Source organism: Seinonella peptonophila (assembly GCF_900129355.1).
Classification (GTDB): Bacteria; Bacillota; Bacilli; order Thermoactinomycetales; family Thermoactinomycetaceae; genus Seinonella; species Seinonella peptonophila.
In genome coordinates this window covers 60,886-84,387 of the sequence record NZ_FQVL01000009.1, presented here as the reverse complement: position 1 = coordinate 84,387, position 23,502 = coordinate 60,886, and the positions used below count along the sequence as shown (strand labels likewise).

21 protein-coding genes are annotated in these 23,502 nt (G+C 39.5%); 4 read left to right on the top strand and 17 right to left on the bottom strand.

Going from position 1 to position 23,502, the window contains the following annotated elements:
- Positions 1-77: 77 nt before the first annotated feature.
- The 13 genes from cyoE to mutY form a co-directional block, all read right to left on the bottom strand.
- The gene (cyoE, locus tag BUB71_RS13905; protein WP_245815637.1) at positions 78-1,031 is read right to left on the bottom strand and encodes a heme o synthase; all 954 of its coding nucleotides are present in this window, start codon (positions 1,029-1,031) and stop codon (positions 78-80) included.
- Between the two features lie 309 nt (positions 1,032-1,340).
- Positions 1,341-1,628 (bottom strand): ATP-binding protein, encoded by a 288-nt coding sequence (locus BUB71_RS13900; RefSeq protein WP_084731573.1) that lies wholly within the window; start codon positions 1,626-1,628, stop codon positions 1,341-1,343.
- Positions 1,629-1,760 (bottom strand): ATP-binding protein, encoded by a 132-nt coding sequence (locus tag BUB71_RS20215; protein WP_139279112.1) that lies wholly within the window; start codon positions 1,758-1,760, stop codon positions 1,629-1,631.
- Positions 1,761-1,826: 66 nt separating this feature from the next.
- Complete coding sequence (locus tag BUB71_RS13895; protein ID WP_073155718.1) at positions 1,827-3,596, bottom strand: ABC transporter ATP-binding protein; 1,770 nt, start codon at positions 3,594-3,596, stop codon at positions 1,827-1,829.
- Positions 3,597-3,679: 83 nt separating this feature from the next.
- The gene (gene codY, locus BUB71_RS13890) at positions 3,680-4,459 is read right to left on the bottom strand and encodes a GTP-sensing pleiotropic transcriptional regulator CodY (protein ID WP_073155714.1); all 780 of its coding nucleotides are present in this window, start codon (positions 4,457-4,459) and stop codon (positions 3,680-3,682) included.
- A gap of 343 nt (positions 4,460-4,802) precedes the next feature.
- On the bottom strand, positions 4,803-5,342 hold the full coding sequence (gene lepB, locus BUB71_RS13885; RefSeq protein ID WP_073155711.1) for a signal peptidase I: 540 nt from the start codon (positions 5,340-5,342) through the stop codon (positions 4,803-4,805).
- 523 nt (positions 5,343-5,865) lie between these two features.
- Complete coding sequence (locus tag BUB71_RS13880) at positions 5,866-7,179, bottom strand: vWA domain-containing protein (RefSeq protein WP_073155708.1); 1,314 nt, start codon at positions 7,177-7,179, stop codon at positions 5,866-5,868.
- Positions 7,180-7,531: 352 nt separating this feature from the next.
- Positions 7,532-8,386 (bottom strand): pyrroline-5-carboxylate reductase, encoded by an 855-nt coding sequence (gene proC / locus BUB71_RS13875; RefSeq protein WP_084731571.1) that lies wholly within the window; start codon positions 8,384-8,386, stop codon positions 7,532-7,534.
- Positions 8,387-8,688: 302 nt separating this feature from the next.
- Positions 8,689-9,999 (bottom strand): S8 family peptidase, encoded by a 1,311-nt coding sequence (locus BUB71_RS13865; protein WP_073155701.1) that lies wholly within the window; start codon positions 9,997-9,999, stop codon positions 8,689-8,691.
- A gap of 123 nt (positions 10,000-10,122) precedes the next feature.
- Entirely contained in the window at positions 10,123-10,560 is a 438-nt protein-coding gene (locus BUB71_RS13860; RefSeq protein ID WP_073155697.1) for a GNAT family N-acetyltransferase, read from the bottom strand.
- A gap of 361 nt (positions 10,561-10,921) precedes the next feature.
- Positions 10,922-11,638, bottom strand: a complete 717-nt coding sequence (locus tag BUB71_RS13855; RefSeq protein WP_073155693.1) for a VOC family protein — start codon at positions 11,636-11,638, stop codon at positions 10,922-10,924.
- A gap of 146 nt (positions 11,639-11,784) precedes the next feature.
- Positions 11,785-13,464 (bottom strand): VanW family protein, encoded by a 1,680-nt coding sequence (locus BUB71_RS20020; protein WP_073155690.1) that lies wholly within the window; start codon positions 13,462-13,464, stop codon positions 11,785-11,787.
- A gap of 33 nt (positions 13,465-13,497) precedes the next feature.
- The gene (gene mutY / locus BUB71_RS13845; protein WP_084731569.1) at positions 13,498-14,535 is read right to left on the bottom strand and encodes an A/G-specific adenine glycosylase; all 1,038 of its coding nucleotides are present in this window, start codon (positions 14,533-14,535) and stop codon (positions 13,498-13,500) included.
- A gap of 418 nt (positions 14,536-14,953) precedes the next feature.
- Between mutY and BUB71_RS13840 the strand changes: the two genes are divergently transcribed.
- Positions 14,954-15,931 carry a metal-dependent hydrolase gene (locus tag BUB71_RS13840; protein WP_073155682.1) on the top strand — a complete coding sequence of 326 codons (978 nt, stop codon included), beginning with the start codon at positions 14,954-14,956 and terminating at the stop codon, positions 15,929-15,931.
- A gap of 34 nt (positions 15,932-15,965) precedes the next feature.
- Positions 15,966-16,952 (top strand): mechanosensitive ion channel family protein, encoded by a 987-nt coding sequence (locus tag BUB71_RS13835; protein WP_084731567.1) that lies wholly within the window; start codon positions 15,966-15,968, stop codon positions 16,950-16,952.
- Between the two features lie 77 nt (positions 16,953-17,029).
- On the opposite strand, the gene BUB71_RS19645 is transcribed toward BUB71_RS13835, so the two are convergent.
- Together BUB71_RS19645 and BUB71_RS13830 are read right to left on the bottom strand one after the other, a co-directional pair.
- Entirely contained in the window at positions 17,030-17,185 is a 156-nt protein-coding gene (locus BUB71_RS19645) for a hypothetical protein (protein ID WP_175552372.1), read from the bottom strand.
- Positions 17,186-17,202: 17 nt separating this feature from the next.
- Positions 17,203-18,522: an O-antigen ligase family protein gene (locus BUB71_RS13830; RefSeq protein ID WP_073155679.1), complete on the bottom strand. Its 1,320-nt coding sequence runs from the start codon at positions 18,520-18,522 to the stop codon at positions 17,203-17,205.
- Positions 18,523-18,988: 466 nt separating this feature from the next.
- Between BUB71_RS13830 and BUB71_RS13825 the strand changes: the two genes are divergently transcribed.
- Positions 18,989-19,246, top strand: coding sequence for a YgaP family membrane protein (locus BUB71_RS13825; protein WP_073155676.1), 258 nt, complete (start codon positions 18,989-18,991; stop codon positions 19,244-19,246).
- 872 nt (positions 19,247-20,118) lie between these two features.
- A complete protein-coding gene (locus BUB71_RS13815) occupies positions 20,119-20,331 on the top strand; it encodes a hypothetical protein (RefSeq protein ID WP_073155669.1) in 213 nt (70 codons plus the stop codon).
- A 606-nt stretch (positions 20,332-20,937) separates the two neighbouring features.
- Here BUB71_RS13815 and BUB71_RS13810 read toward each other — a convergent pair.
- Both BUB71_RS13810 and purD read right to left on the bottom strand, forming a co-directional pair.
- Entirely contained in the window at positions 20,938-21,876 is a 939-nt protein-coding gene (locus tag BUB71_RS13810; RefSeq protein ID WP_073155666.1) for an MFS transporter, read from the bottom strand.
- A 294-nt stretch (positions 21,877-22,170) separates the two neighbouring features.
- The gene (purD, locus tag BUB71_RS13805) at positions 22,171-23,442 is read right to left on the bottom strand and encodes a phosphoribosylamine--glycine ligase (protein ID WP_073155662.1); all 1,272 of its coding nucleotides are present in this window, start codon (positions 23,440-23,442) and stop codon (positions 22,171-22,173) included.
- Between the last annotated feature and the right edge of the window lie 60 nt (positions 23,443-23,502).

The window sequence follows — 23,502 nt, the reverse complement described above, 5'->3', positions numbered from 1 at the left end:
CCAACCTCTCTTTCTCATATCAAGCTAAGATTATTCCGTTATCAAATAACTTCCAGTATTAACGCTCATGTTTGCTATTATACTCTCTCGACGATTTCTATAATCGTGACATCCATGATCATCACAAAAAAGAGAACCGTCAAATATAGGAGTGAATATAAAAACATACGTTTCGCCCAAGCGTCATCATCTTCTGCTTTAAACCCTTTCACTGCGTGAAAAATGTAAATAATGCCTAATACGAGAGCAGTTACTAAGTATAACCAACTTGTTACCCCAGTAAAAAATAATGTTAAAGAAGCCGGTAACAAAAGAATGGTATACACTAATGATTGTCTTTTAGTAGCTGCAAATCCTTTCACAACAGGCAACATGGGCACACCCACTTGTCGGTATTCTTGAACTTTTCGCATTGCAAGAGCAAAAAAATGAGGGGGTTGCCATAAAAACAAAACCATAAAAAGTGCCCAGGCGGATAAATCAACTGAGTTGGTATAAGCCACCCAACCGATCAAAGGGGGTACTGCGCCAGAGATTCCTCCAACAACTGTATTTAAAGTGCTTGATCGTTTGAGCCACATTGTATATATAACTACATAGACAAAAAAGCCAATAAAAGCAAAAAAGGCAGCAAGATAATTAACTCCGACAGCAAGTATAGATAGACCAACTATAGATAGGATAAGCCCAAACCAAAGAGCAGCTATTGGTTTCATACGCCCCTCTGCAACAGCGCGATTACGGGTCCTTGTCATATATGGATCAATATCCCGGTCATAAAAGTTGTTTAATGAACAACTTCCTGCAATCACAAGCGTTGTTCCAAGCAGTGTGTAAACAAGCAAAGACAAGTGTTGGAAAGTATCAAATCCTGCAGCTAGCCAGAATCCAGCAAACGTTACTAAAAGATTATGTATGTTGATCCCCGGCTTTGTTACTTCAAGATAATCCTTCCAAGTTGCTTTCTGCCTATCGATAAATGAATCTGCTATTACTTGATTCGCCGTATGTTCTGATATTGAACGCTCCACTTACAGCCCTCCTTTCGTTGACAATCAATTTATGTTGCGATGCCATACACTAAAACTGCATGTTCACAAAAAAATAGCCCACATGCTCAAGTCATCCCTCATTTTAGATGATCATGAAATGTATTTGCAAGTTTCCTTATAAAAGGTTCATAATTATGTCCCTTTTGATCCTCAGTCTATAGGAGCTTTTCATAAATCTCACTTTAAGTTGTGAACATTTCATGAGCAAAAAAAATACCTTACATTTTATGTTTAGTTTATGAAATGTAAGGTATATATGAATGATAGACAAGTCATATCACTTTTTGATCAATTGACAATTTCGCTTTTCTTCATCCATTTGACAACTTCAATCCAAGTGCCTGTGCCTTCTGATTTAATATCAAACTCATCCATTAAAGTAGCTACGCGTTGCAGCCCTCTTTTTTCTTGATCCGTTTTTGCTGCTTCACGAACTTGCTTTAATATCTCCTCAACATTTGAAATGCCTGGGCCAGAGTCTTGTACAATGAGTCGAAGACCTTTTCGTGTGTCTTTCTCTAACTGATCAATCGTGATCGAACCTTTCTCAGCATGTTGGACAATATTCCCAGCCAACTATGATACAGATTGGACAATGCGTGATTGGTCTAACTCATTAAATCCGATTTTCTTGGCAAATTCGCGCACCTCACTGCGCATGTCAAGAATATCCCACTCGAATTGAATTCGGAATGTTTTACGCTCCATCTTTCCCTCCATAAGCAATTTTTCACCAATTAAGGAGCTGTTCGTTTTCAATCATCTTGTAGAAAATCATCCTTGGTGAACTTCTGATGAAATGGTGAGATTTTGCACCCGATATAGTTGCGCATACATTCCATTCTTTTTCATTAGCTCTTGGTGAGTTCCATGTTCTTTCAACTCTCCACGTTCCACATAGTATATTTGATCAGCATGCGTGATCGTGGAAAGGCGATGGGCGATCACAATTGTGGTACGCCCTTTCTTTAATCTCTCGATTGATTCCTGAACCAACTGTTCGGATTTTAGATCAAGATGAGAGGTTGCTTCATCCAAAATCAAAATAGATGGATTTTTAAGAAAAACCCGAGCTAGAGATAAACGCTGTTTCTGTCCACCTGATAACTTAATCCCACGTTCACCGATCTCCGTCTGATAACCATCTGGTAACTCTGTGATGAAGGAATGAGCATTGGCTAATTTTGCAGCTTCGACAATCTCATCTAATGTTGCATCTAATTTACCCATTCGCAGATTTTCTTCTACAGTTCCACTAAACAGCAATTGTTCTTGTAAGACAAAACCCATCTTTTGTCGTAAGCTCCCTAAGGTAAATGATGTAATACTTCTGCCATCGATTCGAATTTCACCTTTTGTCACATCGTAGAACCGGGGTAATAATGAAATCAACGTTGACTTCCCACCACCACTAGGTCCCACAATCGCTACTGTTTGTCCAGGTTCAACAGTAAAATGAATATCCCGTAAAACGGGTTTCTGTCCCTCATGGTAATTGAACCAGACATGATGAAATTCTACTTGACCTACTACATCATCTACTATCTCTGCATCAGGTTTATTCATAATATCATAAGTTTCATCTAAAAACTCAAAAACCCGATCCATTGAAGCATGTGCCTGTGTTAATGAGGTTGAAGCATTTACTAAACGCCGAATCGGTGCATAAACAATCGACATATAACCGTAAAATGCAGTCATTTCGCCCAATGTCATCTGCCCTTTAATCACGAGATATGCAGCAAACGTGACTGCAATCAAAGGGGCTAAATCGGTAATTGTGGCAAATGAAGTAAAAGTTTTTGCAACCCACCGACTTTGTATAACTGCACGACTTAAAAAATGTTGATTTCTTTTTTCGAATTGCTCTTGCTCTGCTTTCTCAAGATGAAATGCTCGAATAACTGGCATTCCTTGTGTTCTTTCATGTAAATGCCCTTGTAAATCTCCAAGAGCTTGTGATCGTTCCTTTGTAAAATGTTTCATGTTTTTATAAAAATATTTCATACAAATGATGTACAAAGGAAATATCGAAAGCGATACAACCGTCATCATCGGATGCATCCAACACATAATACAGATGGCAATAATTAACATTGCTGTGTCGAGCCAAATATTCATTAAACCAACAATAATAAAATCCTTTGTTTGTTCCACATCATTAATGACACGAGAGACAATTTGACCTACTCGGTTATTTTCATAATAGCGTAAGGATAACTTTTGCATATGCTCAAATAACCGATTCCGTATATCATATAAAGCATGGTAAGCAATCCATTGGGCAAAATACTGCCGATAGTACTCAACTGGAATTCTCACGACTGTAAAGATGAGCAGTGTGACTCCTACAATCAGTCCTAAGCGATATAATTTCGTTTCGAGTGGCAAAGAAACCATCAAGATGTCATCAACTATATATTTTAAAATTAAAGGCAACAACAACGGAATCCCAAAACGAAGCATCCCAATGAATACCGTAAGGATTAATCGTCCTCGATACGGTTTTACAAACCGCATATATCTTTGAAAACTTGTACCCATCCTCTCCATCCTTTATCTTTTTCTCTATTATATCAAAAAAAAAAGGACCCCCTCATCCTGAGAAAGGCTCCCTTTTTTATATACTAGCTCCGTGCTTTTTCAAGAGCTGGCAACAATTTTGGGTTGAGGATCTTGATGTAAGTCCCTTTCATACCAAGCGAACGAGACTCGACTACACCCGCACTCTCTAGCTTGCGAAGTGCATTGACGATTACTGAACGAGTAATTCCTACACGGTCAGCAATCTTACTTGCTACCAACAAACCTTCTAATCCATCCAGTTCATTGAAAATATGTTCAGCCGCTTCTAACTCACTGAAAGAAAGAGAATTAATTGCCAACTGTACAACAGCCCGGCTTCTAGCCTCTTCTTCCACTTGTCCAGCGCGACCACGAAGAATCTCCATACCAACAACTGTTGCCCCATACTCACCCAATACCAAATCCTCATCAACAAACTGCTCATTTAGACGAGAGAGCACAAGAGTTCCGAGATGGTCGCCACCACCAATAATCGGAATAATTGTTGTATAACCTTCTGGGAACATATCCTTTAACTCAGGCGCATATGAAAGGCTAATCGCATCTGTTCCCACATTCGGCATCGACTTATCAACTTCCATTAAGGAACGAGTGAAGTCTGCTGGAACAGTACGTTCAGATAGATGCTGCTGAATTGGGTCTCTTACTGACTCATGGTAAACGGCAGCACCCAATACCTTCCCCTCGGGATTAATCACGTAGACGTTAGATGCTATAACATCGCTCATTGCTTGTGCTACTTCGTCAAAATCTACCAAGTGATGTCCAACATTTTTCTGTAAAATTCTTGAAATCCGGCGTGTTTTGTTAAGTAAGTCCATGAAAAAATCCTCCTAATGTGAAAAGTAGTGTATGCATAAGAGTCGTCCAAGCGTTTGAGAATATTGCACCATTTCATCATGGATGAAAAGTAGGAAATCGATTTCCTATGCATTTCTCATGCATTTTCGACCTAAGAAGTATGACTAAGATGAGGAATAACACTTGGTTTCTACAAAATGCATATGTTTGATTGCAAATATTGTGATGGTAATTACCGAATCGGAAGAGGATAGAGGGAAAAACGGAATCTACCTCCTATTATGCGATATTTTTACAGATGTAAATTTTAATTTTGTGAACAAACTTCGACTTTTATACAATTTTATAATAGTTCTCTCACGATTATAAATGCGCCATGAGAGAGGGTCGCCACAAAATAAACTCCACTTTTCCGTTCACCAATTCGATTGGTACTAATCCGACACTTTGATAACGACTATCCCGACTAGCAAAACGGTGTCTGTTATCCCCCATGACAAACAATGTTCCTTGTTTGACGACAATCGGACCAAAATTTCCATCTTCTATTGGGGTATCAATATACTTTTCAGGTACAGTAGTGCCATTACAGTATAGAACACCCCTGCGTATTGCAATTACATCTCCAGGTAAACCAATCACCCTTTTTACCAAGTAGCGCGTTGCAACATGTGGGTCCCGAAATGTAACTACATCACCACGATCCGGTCTTGCAACCAAAAAACTAAGCTTGTTAATCAGTAAGCGATCCCCATGTTGTAATGTAGGTTGCATCGATGTTCCATTTACTACTGAAATCGCTACACCATAGTGATTAATCAGCACAGCAAGCCCGATCGGGATTAAGAAGATGAACACCCATTTCGACAGGTACCGACGACAGAAATTTAACAACCATGCCATTCTATCCACCTAATCCTCCCAGAACCCATTTCGCTGAGATAAATGATTGACTGTAGTTCCCTCAATCATATCTATTTGAAACGAACTCTGGCCTCCTTACTCTGGATTGAAGAAGAATGGTGAGTTTGGTCTCTACTTTGTTGCCTGTTTATCACCAACTCTCACTTCATTTTTCTTTATTGCCAAATGAGCCAAAATATAAAACTCAAAAACTCAGAATTATTTTCTGCACAAAACCTAACTCTTATGCATAAATCTGAAAATGACTTCATCTTTTTTGTTAAACAAACAACAGGAAACATTGGAAATAAGATATAGATTCTATTTCTACCAAAACGCAATTATCTTATTAGTTTAAATATTACCCGATATATTCACAAAAACAAACCTTCTGTCAAAGATTTTTCGACAAAATGTTCGTTTAATTATTCCTAAACAACATTCCAGATGCGATTATTCTTTGGATTTTATAATTATTTGCATTTTTTGGTATTCAAAATGATGTTTTGAGCAATGATCAAATTTATTTTTTATCCATATCTTGGATATTTTTGTTTCCCTGATCGGTAATATCGCCTTTTTCTTTTACTTTGTTTTTCCACGATTCACTGTACTTATCCTGTGATCGTTGATTTGCATATTTTCCAATCTCATTACGCCGCTCATTTAACGCCTCAAAAGCAGTTTTTAAGACACTCTGATCCACATGTCCTTTTAGACCTGCCATCACTTGTTTCACATGTTTAAACTCTGTTTTTCTTAGCTCGTCCATCTCCTGTTCCATTTGTCTTGCTTGACCATGAATCTGATCAGATTGTTCTTCGGCTTGTCCTTTCCCTTTACCAATCCATGATCGCCATTCATCACGCAATTTTTGATATTGCTCATCAATGTACTTGTTTAATGCTGTTTCATCATTCACTGCAATAAATTGACCACCACCGGCATATGCCACATCTTGCAGTGATTTTTGACCTTTATCTTCTACATCAAACCCAATAATATTCACCACTGTTTTGATACTTGATTCTTTTAGCTTCTTTGCTGCGCCAACAGGATCTCCGCCACATGTTTCTTCACCATCGCTTACAACATAGACATACGAATCGGTAGTATCTGCTTTTATATCCTGACTAACAGACTCTAAAGCTTTTCCAATCGGAGTCCAACCTGCAGGATTCATTTTATCTAACGCGGCTGCAAATTCTGATTCGTTGTAACCTGTAGACTTGTAGATTTCCTCTGTACTATTACAGGACTCCTCTTTACTGGCCCCATTTTCGCTTCCTTTATGTCCATAGACTCGCAATGATATTTCTGCATTTGTCGGCAGTGATGCGGCAAACTTTTTGACAGCGCCTTTTGCAATACCCATCTTTGTCTTTCCACCGATTTTTTTGTTCATACTTCCACTGGCATCCAGCAAAATAGAGACATGAACCTTTTTATTTTCGGGTAGGGTTAATTTTCCCGGCTGTCCATCTTGATTTACATTGATATTTGTCCCTAATTGATTAAACTTTTGAATGATCGGACGATAATCTTCTGCTACGAGAGACATAATAAAATCAACATATTTTGCAGCATCACCATTGCTAGGAGCCTGTTGAGCCAGTTCTTTTACTTTTTTCTCATCAAATTTTGTTCCACTCAGCACCCCTGGGTTACGTAAAAATTTCTTTTCCCATTCTCCATAACTACCTGTTGAAACCGAGGAGATTGGTTTCCCTGCTTGTGAAGGGATCGAAGTTTTTGATTGAGTTTTTGACTCACATCCTGTGATAATCAATAGCAAACTAGTTAATATAAGAGCAAATTTTAATACGAAACGTTTCACTCACTTTCCCCCTCCTTTTTCTAGAATATTCCAAAAACAAAATACTATTCTACAATTAAATGTTAACATAAACAATAATCAATAAAAACGTTTATTTGTTCTTTGAAGTTACAAAAGTAACAATAATTATCCTAGGACTAAAAAAACGAGAATCGTTTTGTGATTCTCGTTTCAGCTTGTGGACAAAAATAAAGGTTCCGTCAATATTTCACGCTCGCCTCCATTTCAGGATGCGTTGATGTCTTCAAGACACCGCATCTAGTAAAATGCGGGCTAAGGAGCATTTTTCCGCCCGCTGTGAAATATTGACTCCACGATTTCTCCTTCTTCTATCCAAATAATACTATCTCATTTAAGTTCCAACCTTATTTAGTTCTTTACCCATTTCAGCTGAGCGTTCCGTTGCTTTTAGGACAGCTTGCTGAAAAACCTTTTGCGTTTCATGCCTATTTAATTCTGCAAGCCCAGCCATTGTTGTTCCATTTGGTGATGTTACTTCTTGACGAAGTTGGCTTGCTTCTTTTCCAGACTGCATCAACATCTGAGCCGCTCCAAAAAATGTCTGCAAAGTTAACTCCCTTGCTACTTGTTTTTCAAGCCCCGCCTGAATTCCTGCTGCTTCTAATGCTTCTACCACATAATAAATATAAGCAGGTCCACTTCCTGAAAGCCCTGTCACAGCATCCATTAAAGATTCGTCAACTGTCCATACGGCTCCAATAGAGCGGAAAATTTGTAATGCACATTCAACATCCTGCTTACTTGCAAAACGCCCATGACACATTGCAGTAGCAGAGTAACCAACAGCGCTTGATGTATTTGGCATAGCACGAACGATCGCTACCTCAGTGCTTAAAAAACTTTCTAGATAAGCAATCTCAATCCCAGCAGCGATTGAGATTAATAATTGACCAGAACACAACTTCTTGCTCCAATATCGCATCGCTTCTGGCACATCTTTGGGTTTTGTAGCTAAAACTACAATATCCGCGCTTGCGATTTGTTTTATTTCAGTTGCTTTAGCAGATAGCCCATACTGGTTAATTAAATCTTGTAAACGTTGCTCATCTGAACGATTCGTTAAAAAAATCTGTTTGGGTTCTACCTGTTTCGTTTGTAATAACCCAGCGATAATTGCCTCTGACATTGCGCCGGCTCCAATAAAGCCAATTCTCTTTTCTTGCAACATATAACGGATTCCCTCCATCTTGATCCATGTCACCTACATACAAAAAACCTGCTCATCACAAGGACGAAAGCAGGTCTTCCGCGGTACCACCTTTTTTAGCGCTGCTGATCAAGCAGCACTCATCTTTCATGCTTCGATAACGGAAAGCAACACCGATCCGATTCATCATCAGCCGCTCAAAGGATGGGTTCAAACCGATTGATATGGAGTCTTTCAGCCAAGGGCTCCATTCTCTGGTGTATAATTCGATTCTACTAATCCTATCACCGCGTTTTGATGCATGTATTTCTATTTATTATGAACAAGAGTTCCTTCCTTTGTCAAGGATGAACCTTTTGTTGCGCCTTTTGAAATTCAAGATATTGCTTCGCAATTTGCAATGACTGTTTGACATCGATATAACCTGCTTGCTCCCCCTCTAAGATTGATGATGTACTCATCAAAATACTCTTAATATCATTTGGGCTTAGGAAAGGGTTTGCTTCTAATAGAGTAGCTGCCACACCAGCACAAAAAGGTGTTGCCATCGATGTTCCAGAAAGACGAATATAGTGTTCACTCACACGGCTTTCGGGTAGTTGCATTTCTAATTGAGAATCAGGAGCGCTCAATGAAATGATATCAGCACCTGGGGCATAGATATCGGGTTTGACAAGTCCATCTGGAGTAGGGCCAAGACTTGAAAATGGTGCCCTGATATCATCATCACGATCTAGGGTATTGCGATCATCGGCAGCGCCAACTGTTATGATCAATGGATCATTACCTGGTGTGCTGATTGTTCCCGTACTAGGACCTTCATTACCAGCAGCAGCACAGACAACGATTCCATGGTGCCATGCTTTTTCCACTGCTTGAGCCATTGGATCATCTCGATATGATTCGAGAGCAGTGGAACCTAGGGATAGAGAGATCACACGAATTTGATAGCGTTCCTTGTTTTCGATACACCATTCTACACCGCGAATAACAGTGGAAAGTCTTCCTGCACCGTGCTCATCGAGCACTTTGACTCCAACTAAATTTGCTTCAGGTGCTGCTCCAGCATAAAGACCTTCAGATTTATATCCATTACCAGCAGCATCTCCAGCACAATGTGTTCCATGACCTTGATCATCGTAAGGGTCTGTTTTTTGGTTTACAAAGTCAACAAAACCCTTGATTCGATTTGTTGGTTGAAGTAAGTCAGGATGTGGATAAATGCCAGTATCTAAGACCGCAATTGTAATGCCTTTACCTGTAAAACCATCCTCTAATTGAATATCACGTGCGCCGGTACTTTTTGATGCAATATCAAGAAATGCTTGGACTTTGCGATCATAAAAGATACGTACCACATTTTGGTGTTCTGTAAGTGTTCGAATCGCTTGAGGATTTAGTTTACCGTACAGACTACAAAAAAGTGGTAACTCACCGAGTGAATATGATGTATCCGCAGCTGAATACTTGGAAAATATGTCGAAGATTTCTTCTTTCTGCTTTTCCTTTGTCTCTGGTTTCAACTGTACAATAACAGGTAACATCGTTGTTGCTGTTTGATTTACTTGTGATCGCATTGTTTGCAGATGGTAACGCAGATTAGAATCGATGGTCCGAACCTTCTCTTCAAACCATGGTTTTTTGGAGCTCATGATCGTTCCACCTTTCAAGTTTCGACATTGTTTTATATATTATATATTTTTTGAAAATAACCTCTTTAAAATTAAAAAATCCCCTAGAGGAGTCTTTACTCTAAGGGACCTTCTTTGTTTCATTTACCCCATCACGGCAATATTTTGATCAAATAACTCTTTTTCTAAGCGGGTTGAGCAACTGTTGACAAACCCTAGATGACAATAGAACGAAAGTAACTTTTCCGTCCCTTGATCTACTGTAATCCAGATTCGCTTCACACCTTTTCTCCGGAACCTCTCTTCTAGGGCATTTACTAGCATTGTTCCGACTTGCTGGTTTTGATAATTTGGGTGAACTGCTAAACAATAAAAAAAGCCTGTACTCCCATCCATGGTTCCTACAATCGCTCCTACTACTTCACCATGCGGTGCCTCAGCTACTATTACGAGGTCACGATCATAGGCCAATTGTTGATATAGCACTTGTAGTGTTTCCTGCTCTTTCCGATGCGTCGCCGTTTTTTTCCAAATTTGAGTCACATCGTGAACATCAGTCAACTGAAAGGAACGCAGTTGCATACGATACCCTCCCACCAAAAAGCCAATAAATTTAGTTATATTTGAAAGTCCAATAAAAATATTTGATCATTGCCGTGACTGATGAAAAGAAACATTTCATCAACAAATGATGAAGAATAATAACTTTTACAGTTTAACCCAGTAAGATTCGATTTGCAATGAATGTTTCATTGTACAAATGATAGAAAAATTATTACTAATCATGCCGAATATAAATAAACTCACGCTCTCTTATTTCCCGATTTATCGAATAAAAAACCCAATCCCATAGACTGAAATAATAATTTAATAGGAAATGAATTGAATATTTACGCTTGGGTAAATCCCAGAAATATTTGTTCAAGCGTTTGCAAAAAAGCCTTTACTTTATATTGGGAATGGACTGGATAAAATAGGGATATGGCTTGAGTTGTAACTCTATTGACTGTTCGTCCAAAATCGTCATTCGAATAGGATGAACTTCAGGGAGACGTTGAGTTGGATACCATGGACGTGATGTATCTCCAAGGATAAACATGCCTTGATCATCACCTAATATTTGAAACGTTTTCTCGTCACCAGTATATGGAAATACATCAAAATGTGAACAGATGCTTTGCATAGCTTCCGGTAGATTTTGATCAAATGCAAACCCTACCTCGCTAATATTGAGCATGCTATCAGTTGAAAAAGGATTGGTGGAAGCGTTTTCCAAGTTTTGACGTGCAATCAGCTCTACCAAATTACCACCAGAATCATAGAAGTAGATGGACTCTGCATTTACTGCATCAAAAAAAACAGTGTCTCCATCAGCATGAATGCCTGCATTTTCAATTGAATGAGTGGGTAGTAATGGACAACCCTTTTGTAGCAACCACTTTTTTGCTTTAAGTAATTTGTTTTTGGGGATATTCATTGCAATATGATAAAAGGGATCTTGTTCTGCCATCGTTGAAATAAAAGTAACGCTGGTTGAGCCCACAAGCATAGTAAATGTATCTGTGGATTGAGTTTGAAGTGAAAAACCAAGCTGGTCTATATAAAATTGTTTTAATGTGGAAATATGCGTGGTTGTGAGTTCGACTGAGAGAATTTTCATATGACATTCACGCCTTTTTTAAAATTATTATTATTTAATAATAAAAATATAATAATTCGATGATGTAGTCAAACTAGTGTCAATGCCTGACAATCAGATTTTTCTCCCCATTTTAAAACCCATCCAAATATGGATGGGTCTCAATTTTACTGTTGTTTTTCTTTAGGAAGATTTTCTGTTGGTTTATTTGGATTGACGACTTTTTCTTGTGTAAATGCTTTTGGTGCTTCGACAATTTTCTTCTGACGAACTTTAGCTCCAGGTGCTGTATAGGTATCGACTGTCATCGAATTAGGACCTACACGAATACGAATCATGATGGGTTTGTTAAAGTTATTTTTAAACTTAAAGTCAGGGCCATCCCAAGATACGGTTGCATCACGTCCTGGTGGCACATAAGTAACAGTCGCACTATGAGAAAAGCGACGAACAATTTTAAGACCAGCTTGATCAACACTGTTAAATAAGGTTGAAGAAACTTGGCAAATGCCTCCACCAATCCCCTCACTAAATTCCCCTTTTACAATTACACCTGCTGTCTTATAGCCACGAGCTTCCGTCCGTTCTCCCACTACCTTGTTGAAGGAGAATTTCTCACCTGGTAGAAGGATGATTCCATCGATTGCCTTAGAAGCAAGGCGAATATTATTCATACGGTTTGCGTTGTTGCCATCATATTTCGTTGTGTATGAGCCAACTTTCTTTTTGTCAACTTGCTCAATATCTTGAATGGTTACCGTTGGCTCCACCTTCATGATTGGAATCTCAGTCGAATGGTTTATATATGGTTTGAGGTTTTCTAACCAACTTTCTACCTTTTCGGTATCCATATACCAACCTGACGCCTCAGGTTTTATTTCTGCATGAAGTCGCTTGGCTGAAGCATTGACTGGTGGGTGATCGACCTGTTTCTTTACTTGATCCAGCCATGTGCGCAAAGCGGATTGGTTAATCGATTGAAGATTTTTTCCATCATAACCTGCTTTTTGTAAATCGTAGTCAAATGTTTTTCCTTGGAAGGTTAAAGTTAAGTGATCATCTTGCTTGACAGCTGTTTGCTTCTGTTGATTTGGATTTGTTTCACGAGCAAATAGATCAGGACCAAAGATAATGGCAAGGGCTCCACCCAATAACAAGAATGAAAGAAGACCCCATAAAAACCGTTTCTTAGGAAAATGTGATTCCTTGATCGGAAGCTGGGGTTGCTGAACCTCAGCCTGCTTTGTACGATTATTCCTAGAAATTTGCTGTGTGGTTATTGGATTGGCTGGTTTCTGTTCAGTCTTTTGTTGCAAATCGTCCTTCGTATATGGAATCGTTTTTTCTAAATCACCGCTAGACTTCCCATCAAATTCCAATTTTTCTTCTTTATTATGTTCCGATAATTCTACATTAATTTCAGCACTTGAAGACGTTCTCTGAACTAACTTAGACTTTCCTGCCTCATCCATATTCTCTTTTTCTGCTATTTGATCTACTTGTATCTTGTACGGACGGTTCGTCATTTTTTCTTGCTTGGTTGGGTCTAATGTTTCATCTGTTACCTCTAACTCATTGATGATTGGTAACTGAGTAGTAGCAGTAGGGTCAACTGACAGACCTTCATTGGCTATTTCCTCTTTCGAAAGCTCGCTCGTTTCAATCGAATCATGATCAATTACTTCTTGATCATCATCAGAGATTTCCAACTTCTCTGTAGAAGATGACGTTGATTGATTGAGCGGGGAATGCTGGGGTTGATGTTCTAACTTATCACCATCAGTTTTTTCCAAACGTTCAACAGGTTCATCTTTCTTCGATTGGTGTTTGTTTGGTTTTTCTTCCACCCATCTCTCTCCCCTATATTGTTATGGTAAACATTATATAAACTTTAATGCTTTTCGGTATACATTTGCGAGAGTAGAATTTGAAAATTTTTCATAAGTCCATAAGGAAATATTTTCATTGTACATATTTTCTATTCCCAAATAGTCCATTTCTAGAACCTCTATATTCCAATGACGATGGGTAAAAATATGTTCTAACTCTCCAACCTGTCTACCATTCCTTAACAAAATGCCATGCAATTCCCCCCATCGAATAGCGGCATCAATCGCTGATTCACCTTTATCCCTCTCGATGGTAGGCAAAGACCAAAAACCTGCTAATAAACCAGTATCAGGGCGTTTCTCCACCCATAATTTATTCTGATCTCGAATCAAAAGGAACACCATCTTCTGTTTTAATGGCGCTTTATTCTTGGTCTTAATAGGCAGCTCATCATGTTGTCCAGTTGCTAATCCCTGACATGCTTGTTGCAGAGGACAGAGTAAACAACGTGGTGATGAAGGAACACAAATAGTAGCTCCTAATTCCATCAAAGCCTGATTAAAATCGCCAGGTGCTTCTTCTGGAATCAATTGAAGCGCCAATTGTTCAATCTTTTTTCTTGTTTTTGGTTTTGCAATATCATCAGTAAGGACAAATAATCGAGAGAGAACACGCATCACGTTGCCATCGACAGCAGGTAATTTTTGATCGTAGGCAATGCTTAACACCGCCCCCAATGTATAGGGCCCAACCCCTTTTAATCTTGCCATCTTCTTTGGTTCATATGGCACATATCCCCCATATGAGCTCTGAACTTCTTTTACTGCTGAATGGAGGTTACGAATCCGCGAGTAATATCCAAGCCCCTCCCAAGCTTTATATACTTCATCTTCCTCTGCTTCAGCTAAATGTTGTAGTGTAGGAAACTGTTCGACAAAACGATTAAAGTAAGGAATAACTGTTTCAACCCTTGTTTGCTGTAACATAATTTCTGATACCCAGATTTTATATGGGTCTTTATCCTTACGCCAAGGTAGATCGCGACGGTTTTCTCGATACCAAGTAAGTAATCGATCTTGAATTTCCATAATCAGTTCATTTTCTAATGCCTCTTGCTTTATCCTTCATTCCCCCTATTTGCTGACTATGGGGTCAAACGCCATCTTTGATTGTTGCATAACAGAGAATGACTTCATCCATTATAAGTTCAGCTCGTTAGGTTTTTTCTTCAGTCTAGACTTATTCCATTATAAGTTATCTCTTCTTTCTTCTTAGTTACAAATGGTATGATGGAAATATATCCATATGAGGGTATCGTAACAGAAAAAACGCATAACGAAAATAGGTCTACATTTCTTTATTAAAATCTGCTAGACTTTCATAAAACATCCACATTTGGAAAATAAGCTCTGGTTCAAATCAGGCTAAAGAAACCTTCGATATGAAATAAAAAAATGAATCTTTTGTTGACAAGTTAGACATGAATGTCAAATGTTGGAGGGTACAATGGATACAAGCACCCACCTTGTTATGGGAATTGGTCTTTTTGGACTGGCTCATTTAGACCCATCAATGGGTCATACAGAAACAGCAACAGCAGTCTTGGCAGGTACCGTAATTGGTTCCCAGGCTCCTGATTCTGATACGATTTATCGTCTTTTCTCAAATAGTCTCTATATAAGAAAACATCGTGGATTCAGCCACTCTTTACCTATGCTTTTATTGTGGCCGATCCTAATCACGTCTGGACTACTGTTAATTTTTCCGACTGCGGTCGCTACACATTTATGGCTTTGGACATGGTTAGCAGTTGCAATTCATATTTTTATCGACCTCTTCAACGCTTATGGCACACAGGCACTTCGCCCTTTCTCCCAAAAATGGATTTCATGGAACATTATCAACATCTTTGATCCATTTATCTTTACACTTCACTTAGTCGGTATTCTACTTTGGAGTTTTCATCTATTTAATCCAGGAATTATATTTGCGATAATCTACTTAATCATGATACTCTATATCGGTTGGCGAACTATTACCCATCAACGCCTTCAATCTTGGGTACAAGCACATACTCAAGAAGAGGGACGATTCACTATTACACCTACATATCGCTGGACGCGCTGGAATGTAGTACTCAAGCAAAATGACCGTGTGCGCATGGGTGAAATTCGACAAGGTCAATTAATCTGGACAGGACAGATATTGATGAAAGAAACCAATCACCCCGCAATCGAAGCATCCAAGCGTTCAGAGACGATTCAAGCATTTCTTTCATTTACATCTTATGGTTACCCCATTCTATTTAATCGACCTTATGGATACGAAATCCGATGGCTCGATGTACGTTATCATCATAAGAAACATTTCCCTTTTGTTGCCGTTGTGCTACTTGATCATCAATACCAAGCAATCAATTCATATGTAGGCTGGGTAAGTCGGACACAATTGGAGAAAAAAGTGGAGCGTCTACTTTCGTCATGATGTGTGACAAAAGGCACTCGGAGGTTGAATCATCTTGGCTGCGAACACACTCACCGAATACTTTAAACTTGAAGAGAAAAAACCAGAAACGATAGCAGAATCAACAAAGCCACAAAAACCTTTCCTAGAGGGGATGTGGAACAGTTTGGTAAACTTTTTTAAGGAAGTTCGAGAACACCCAGTGGAAAAACTCCTAATCCCTTTAGGGGAAATATTGATGATTATCCTTATCACCTTTATTGTGATCAAAATCATCGATCGAGTTGTAGATAAGTTCTTTGATCTTGGTAAGATGGAAAGCAATAAAGCTCATACATTGCGAAAGTTGATAAAATCCGTCTCCCATTATTTAATTTATTTCATTGCATTGATGAGCATATTGATTCAAATTGGTTTTGATCCAAGACCTATTCTTGCAGGTGCAGGTATTATAGGTCTTGCAGTTGGCTTTGGCGCCCAAAACCTAGTTCGTGATGTAATCTCTGGTTTTTTTATGATCTTTGAAAGCCAACTAGAAGTAGGGGATTATGTACAAATAAATGGAAGTATAAACGGAACAGTAGAAGAAGTAGGTCTGCGTATTACAAAAGTTCGTGAATTTAATCAACGACTGCACTATCTTCCTAACGGAACAATTACACAAGTCACAAACTACAACCGAGAAAAAATGAGGGCCATCATTCCGATTACAGTTCCCTTTGAGTCTGACTTAGATATTGTGAATCAAGCACTCGAAGAAATATGTGATAAGGTATATGAAGACCATAAAGAAGACTTAGTTGAAAAACCAGAGGTTATGGGTGTGACGAGAATTGATCCAAATGGAATTCAATTTACGATTACCGCCCTCTGTGTACCGGACAATTATTGGAAACTTGAGCGTCAGATGCGTCGAGAAGCTGTAATGATCCTCCATTCTCATGGCATTCAGATCGCCTATCCACGCACAGTCATTACTGACCCCGACCAAATGCATAAGCTCCAAACTGCTAATAAATCATTGCAAACCATGAATAAATAAAAAGCCCAGCACTCTATCCAACCATTGTGTAAAGTGAGATCAAACTTGCATTGGTCGGATTCGAGTGTTTGGGCTGTCTAAAAATATTGATTCCACACAATACCCACAACTGCCACGATCACTCCTCCTATTGCGATCCAAAGCGCAGTACGTGATAAGTCCCTCATCAACAATTGTTCTGCATTTACAGCAGCAACGCGTTGTATTTTTACCTTTTTCTTCTTTCGTGCCAATTGTTTCACTCCTTGCCTTACAGTCTCTTGATCTTCCAAAACTCTCGTAAAAATATGAAAAGAGATGAAACCCACTTATAATCGATTGCTGGGAAATCTTGAATCTCTTTTGATTCTGGCAATGATAATTCTTTACTAATTCGATCTGACTGCGTATGAATAATAATGACACTTAACATAAAAATCAGTCCGACTTGTGGGGAAATAATAGGGTAATCATACATCCCATGTCCCAACAACGCAATGGTTTGTGAAATTAACATCCCTGCTAATCGCTTCTCTTCTTTTGTCTCTGCTGCTTTCCGCCAATGACGCGCTCTCCTGATTGTCATCAAGACTAGCGCAACAAACAACATCAGACCAATAATACCAAATTCACTGGCTACACCTAGAATCACATTATGTGCATGAAATACATAGAAACCGGCTTTTTCCAAAAATAATTGTCCAAAATGTAATGGTAAAACTCCCACCAGCCAATGTTCTCGGAATATTTCAAATGCTGTTGACCATACTTTAAATCGGACAAAAAATGTACTCATCAAAGTATCGTTTCTAGGGATTAAATCAGGGTAAAAGATAACAGCAACAATAAGTAGACATGTAAGAGCCACTGTGCGCTTACGATGACCTGTCATCCAAACTTGGACAATCAGTCCGATCACCAAACCCACCCAAGCTCCTCGTGATCCCGTTGACCAGATAGCAATACAGAATACAGCAAGTGCACCAAAGGCAGCAACTTTTTGCCACATCTTTTGTAACACGGAAGAAGCATAAATACTCATCAGCGCAAAACAAATTAGCATCGCAGCAGCTAAGTTAGAGTTGCCTGCTGTTCCTACACTGCGAACTGAGTTTTCCGATTGCCATCGATAATGACTATAAAAATCGAGTAGATGTTTTAAAAATGTATTCTCATTAATGACCGGCCAATCAACTTGTTGAATAATCACAATCGCCGCTACAAAAAGCCCGCCCAGCCAGAAACGAATATACATCTGTTGTACTTCTTCCCATGACCACTGCACAACTTGCCGAATCCAAACGGTCAAGAGAAAGTAAAGAACAAACATCGAGACTGAGATAAGTCCAATTGGAATTCCATTATCAAACCACGAAGGATTAAAATACCAGCTAATACATGATAAGAGGGCAAAACCGATAAAAATCCGTTCGGGCCAGCCTTTGATATTCCATTTCCCCTTAAAATGAAAGAAAGTAAGCATTCCAATGCAAACCAATGCAACAGGTGGTAGAAAAGGGGTTAAGAGTATGGAGAAGTATAAGAGCTGTGTCAGGCCTACGATAATACTTCGATTCAATTCTAGTTTCAAGAGTAGTACTCCCTTTTTTATACAAGATAAGTCATCTGCATACAAATCTATGTAAATTTTTAAAAAATACATACTTAGAAATAGATTTATGCGACGACGAGAAAGAAAAAAGAAATCCTTCTTCCTATTCCCCAAAAGAACCGATTAGAAGCATCGATCATGACTGACAATCTGATCTATTATAACATGGTTTGAACAAGATGCGATTATTCCATTTTCATCCTTTATCTTTCGAAGATTCATATCCTTGGAAGTTATCGCTTTGTTGATGTGGACGCAAGACAAGCTTTTGTATCTATAGTTCTTTATTCGTTTGATTCGTATTCGATGATGTCGACTGACGATCACATACCATAAATTTACTTATTCGCCCTCAATTTGTTTCCAAACTTTCACTCTCATGCTCCAATCAAAAAAAGACATACTAATGAATGTCCAATGATGAATTTGTAGGAGGAGTTAAAGAATGAAAAAAAATGTAGGTCGCTGTGATGCGATGTTACGAATTACCCTAGGACTGATGGGACTTGCCTATTGCATTGCACGAACAAATCGTCGTCGTCGCTTCCCATGGACAACTGCTTTCTTATCAGCAATGAAAGTAGCTGAAGGGATTATGAGATATTGCCCAATGCTCGCCCTCTTCGGTAAAAATACAAAAGGCTTTGCGTCATTCTTTAAGAAAAAAGACCCCTTGATCTCACTAAACCATCAACCAGAGTAATCATTTGTGATCACCATTGAAAAATATGTCGAATTAATAAATCCCCTATGGAATATATAAATAAATCGTGTGATAAAAATATATGTTTGCTTTGTAATCCTTAAAAGGTTGCGTTTCGCAATCTTTTTTTATATAATCGAACATATGATCCGGATGTGTTGCTTCCTCTTGATTTCACTGGCAAATCCAATTCCATGTTACCTAAAAACTCAGATGCAGATATCAGACATGCTATCAGTCCATTCTGATTACTAAAATAGCAACCAACCATCTACAAAATAAATTTTTACTAACTACTGATACATTATTCAGCAGTGACGCAGCTTTAATATCATTGTGTTTTTTCAGACTTTTTAGTATAATTGCTACTGAGATACTCTGTCTCACTTCTAAAATTAAAAATATATCTGCGAAATGTGGTTTAGTATCAGAATAGAAAGGGAATGCCATAAGCAACCAATTTGCAGCGAAAGAGGCTTTAGCACTTTTCATAGAACTTTGTTTGCTTTATACCTGTTCTATTCTAAGTAAAAAATTTGCTATATCATAGAAGGAAGCGCTTTCTCCATCCTTTCTGGATGAACTGCAGATTGTATACCTTTTTCGTTGACCTGACAGCCCCAAGCAGAAGGTAAAGGATTATCAGAACCTGTAACTCTCTGGAAATATCGATGAAATATGACTGATAAACAGAAAATGCAACTAATTTTCAAAAAAAAGAGGTTCTTGTTGCCTCTTGTCGAAAAAACTAGTATAAGTTTTTTGAATACAAGGGTGGCAAAATCAAAAAAAAATGGTAGAATGGAGTACAGGTCAGAACAAAAGTTCGTTTACCATCAACCAACTACCGGTTAGGGAGTGTGAGAATAACTATGGCGCTTAGTGAAGCGGAAAAAGAGACAGTGATCCAATTTGATGAATCCACCAATCTTGCAAGAGTGTATACAGCTAGTTGGACTGTTGCGCGAACCTTAAAAAAAGCTGGATTCAAACCGATTCGCCGTGATGATGGCGCTTGGTGGTTTGAGATTCCCATTGAAGCAATGAGCATTCAAGGGGATAAAGAAACGACGAAGATCGGCTAACACATACTTATCAATATCATCGGAAAAAGCTAGAATCTCGCTAGCTTTAGCCCGATGTCTCATTGTGCAGACATACTTCGTCTTCAGCTAAAGGGAAGAGTCCTGCTCTTTAAATAGATTGTTTCTTCGACCAATTCACCCTCATATATGTGGATGGGTGATTGCAATTCGTTTTGACGCTCATTTCCCGGTCTCTCATGAGAACCGGGATTTTATCGTAACCTAAAAGTTACATATAAAAGACGAGTGAATAGAACATAGCCCACCATACAGGCAACTTTGAATGCACAACACTTGTTGATTTCCAAACATCTGTATAGATTACAGCTTGAATAGCAAACTGGCAGACCCAAATGGGTCTGCCAGTTGCCTTTCACGGAAAGTCACGTTCTCCCTCTCCTGATGAGGAACAAAGAAAAGAGTGTCCAGGGGATCGTCAGGAGCCACAAGGACTCAACGCCGAAGCGCTTCTCCATCTGTCCCCCGTACACATTACCGATCAGGGTCGCTCCCTCGGCCATCAGAGAGCGTATGGCCATCACTGATCCACGTTGTTCCGATGGTATCAATCGGAACAAATCGTAGATACAGAAAGCGCAGATGCGCCTAGCAACCCCCCTGAAGAATCGCACCGATGACCAACAAGGTCAGTCCTGCAATCATGTTGAACTGTCGATTCACCCAGGTTAAGAGCAATGATCCAACCAGCAGCACCACGGCAATTCGGAGCGTGGTAAAGTTTCCCTTGCTGTTTGCCCACTTATCGACCCACAGGGAGGTCAATATATTGACGACAGTGGAAATGACCAGGATCGGACCAGCTCTCCCACCGACATACTGCTCCAGGAAGGTGAGTGTCACCCGGTTGACGATGAAGAAACCGACAGAAATTGCAGCGACCTGTACCACCCGTTTCATTCCCTTGTTCAAGTAAATAGGCGTTTTCTTATGGGATACAGAATCCCCGACTCGGCGTCCTTGCTGATGTCCTAGAGCAATCCGATACAGGAGAAGAACCGGCAAGGCGGTCAGACCCGTACCGATTCCGATCCACCACTCTTTTTGCCCAGACTGCAATAGTACGAGTCCGAGCCAGTAGCCGAGGATAACAGCAAGGGCATCGACACCATTTCCTATGCTGTGATAGCGCGACGCCCTTTTCTCAGGCAGAGCTTCGAGGCTGTCCGCCAGCAAGGTGTAGAGCGGTGGAAAGGTCATGGCATAGGTAACCCCATGAATCCACCGTACCACGACAAACTCTGAGGTATCCTGTGCCATCCCTGTACAGAAGGTGATGACAACCATGAGAGGCAGCGACCACAGGGCTACACGCTTTCCACCGAATCGATTCGTAAGACGCCCACCGATCAGGTAGAACACGATGGCTCCGGCGGGCGAAGCGCCCATGATCATCCATATTGTATCGTGTAACCCTAATTTTTTGAGGTAACTGACAATCGGATTTGCCGACAGACCGACTTCAAACGAAAGGCAACTGATGGCAGCAGCGATTCGCAGACGGATCATGGCAGGAGTGGAGAACATGGCTTCCTTCCTATGTCGAATCCGTTTTCCAAGCTGTGGACTCTATGAAGTGATCATAGTGGCCTACTTTTGAGTTCGATCTAGGTACCCAGGCGAATATTACACTAGATCAAACATGTTCAAACACACATGTTCACAATGAAAACATATTCTAAAATCTCGATCAAAAAAAAATTGAGAGAATTGTTACAATCATGCAACCAGCAATTTGACGACTGATCAAATGAAGTTGAATTTCTCTATGTAGAGATGAAAAACCCCTCACATGTCATATGTGGGGAGTTGGTCAATACTTTATTTTAATGCTTTATTGGCAATATCTGTCCGATAATGGGCACCTTCAAAGTGAATTTGCTCGACCAACTGATATGCTTGTTCACGAGCTGAAGCAAGGTCTTCGCCAAGCGCAGTAACACCAAGGACACGACCGCCATTTGTCACAACTTTTCCAGTTTCTGATCGTTTTGTACCAGCATGGAAAATCATTGATTGGTCTGATTGGACGGATGAAGATAATCCAGTGATCACTTTCCCATTTTCATAATCTTCGGGATAGCCTCCTGATGTCATGACAACACAAACCGCTGCTTGTTCATTCCAATCAAGTGATAAATCAGCCACTCGATTTTCACTCATTGCTTTGAAAACTTCTAAAAGATCTGTTTTTAATCGTGGTAAAACGACTTGCGTTTCAGGGTCGCCAAATCGCGCGTTAAATTCGATCACTTTTGGTCCAGTTGCAGTGATCATCAAACCTGCATAGAGAATTCCCTGAAATTGAATCCCTTCTTTCTTTAATCCAGCAATCGTTGGTTTTAATATCTCCTCAATTGCTTGTTCGACAATTTGTGATGGAATCTGAGGTACAGGCGAGTATGTCCCCATTCCTCCTGTATTCGGTCCTTGATCCCCATCATATACAGGTTTGTGATCTTGGGAGATAACCATTGGCTGAATCCCACTTGAATCGACAAATGCCATTAATGAAGCTTCTTGTCCCACTAAAAACTCTTCAATTACTACCTCATTACCAGCTTCACCAAATATTCTTTTCTCCATTACGTCATGAATCGCTTCTTCTGCCTCTGTAACGGTTTGCGCTACAATAACACCTTTACCTGCCGCTAGCCCATCTGCTTTGATTACAATTGGTGCACCTATGATCTTTATGTAATCCTTTGCCTTGTTTGCATCTGTAAATGCACGATACCGCGCTGTCGGAATCTGATATTTTTCCATTAGTTCCTTTGCAAACCGCTTACTACCCTCAATTTGCGCTGCTGCTTGATTTGGACCAATAATGGTTAATCCCGCTTCTTGAAAGCGATCAACAATTCCAGCAATCAATGGTATCTCTGGTCCTACGATCGTCATATCAATTTCAGCTTGCATTGCAAAATCCTGTAACTCGTCAATATCGGTTGGATTTAAATTAATACAAGTTGCAAAAGATTCCATCCCTCCATTTCCAGGAGCAACAAAGATCTCTTCTACTAGGGGACTTTGCTTTAACTTCCATACTAATGTATGTTCACGCCCACCATTTCCAATCACAAGTAAACGCAATGTGACACTTCCTTTCTATAACGAAATATTATTTGATTATAAAAGATCAATTCGGTCTGA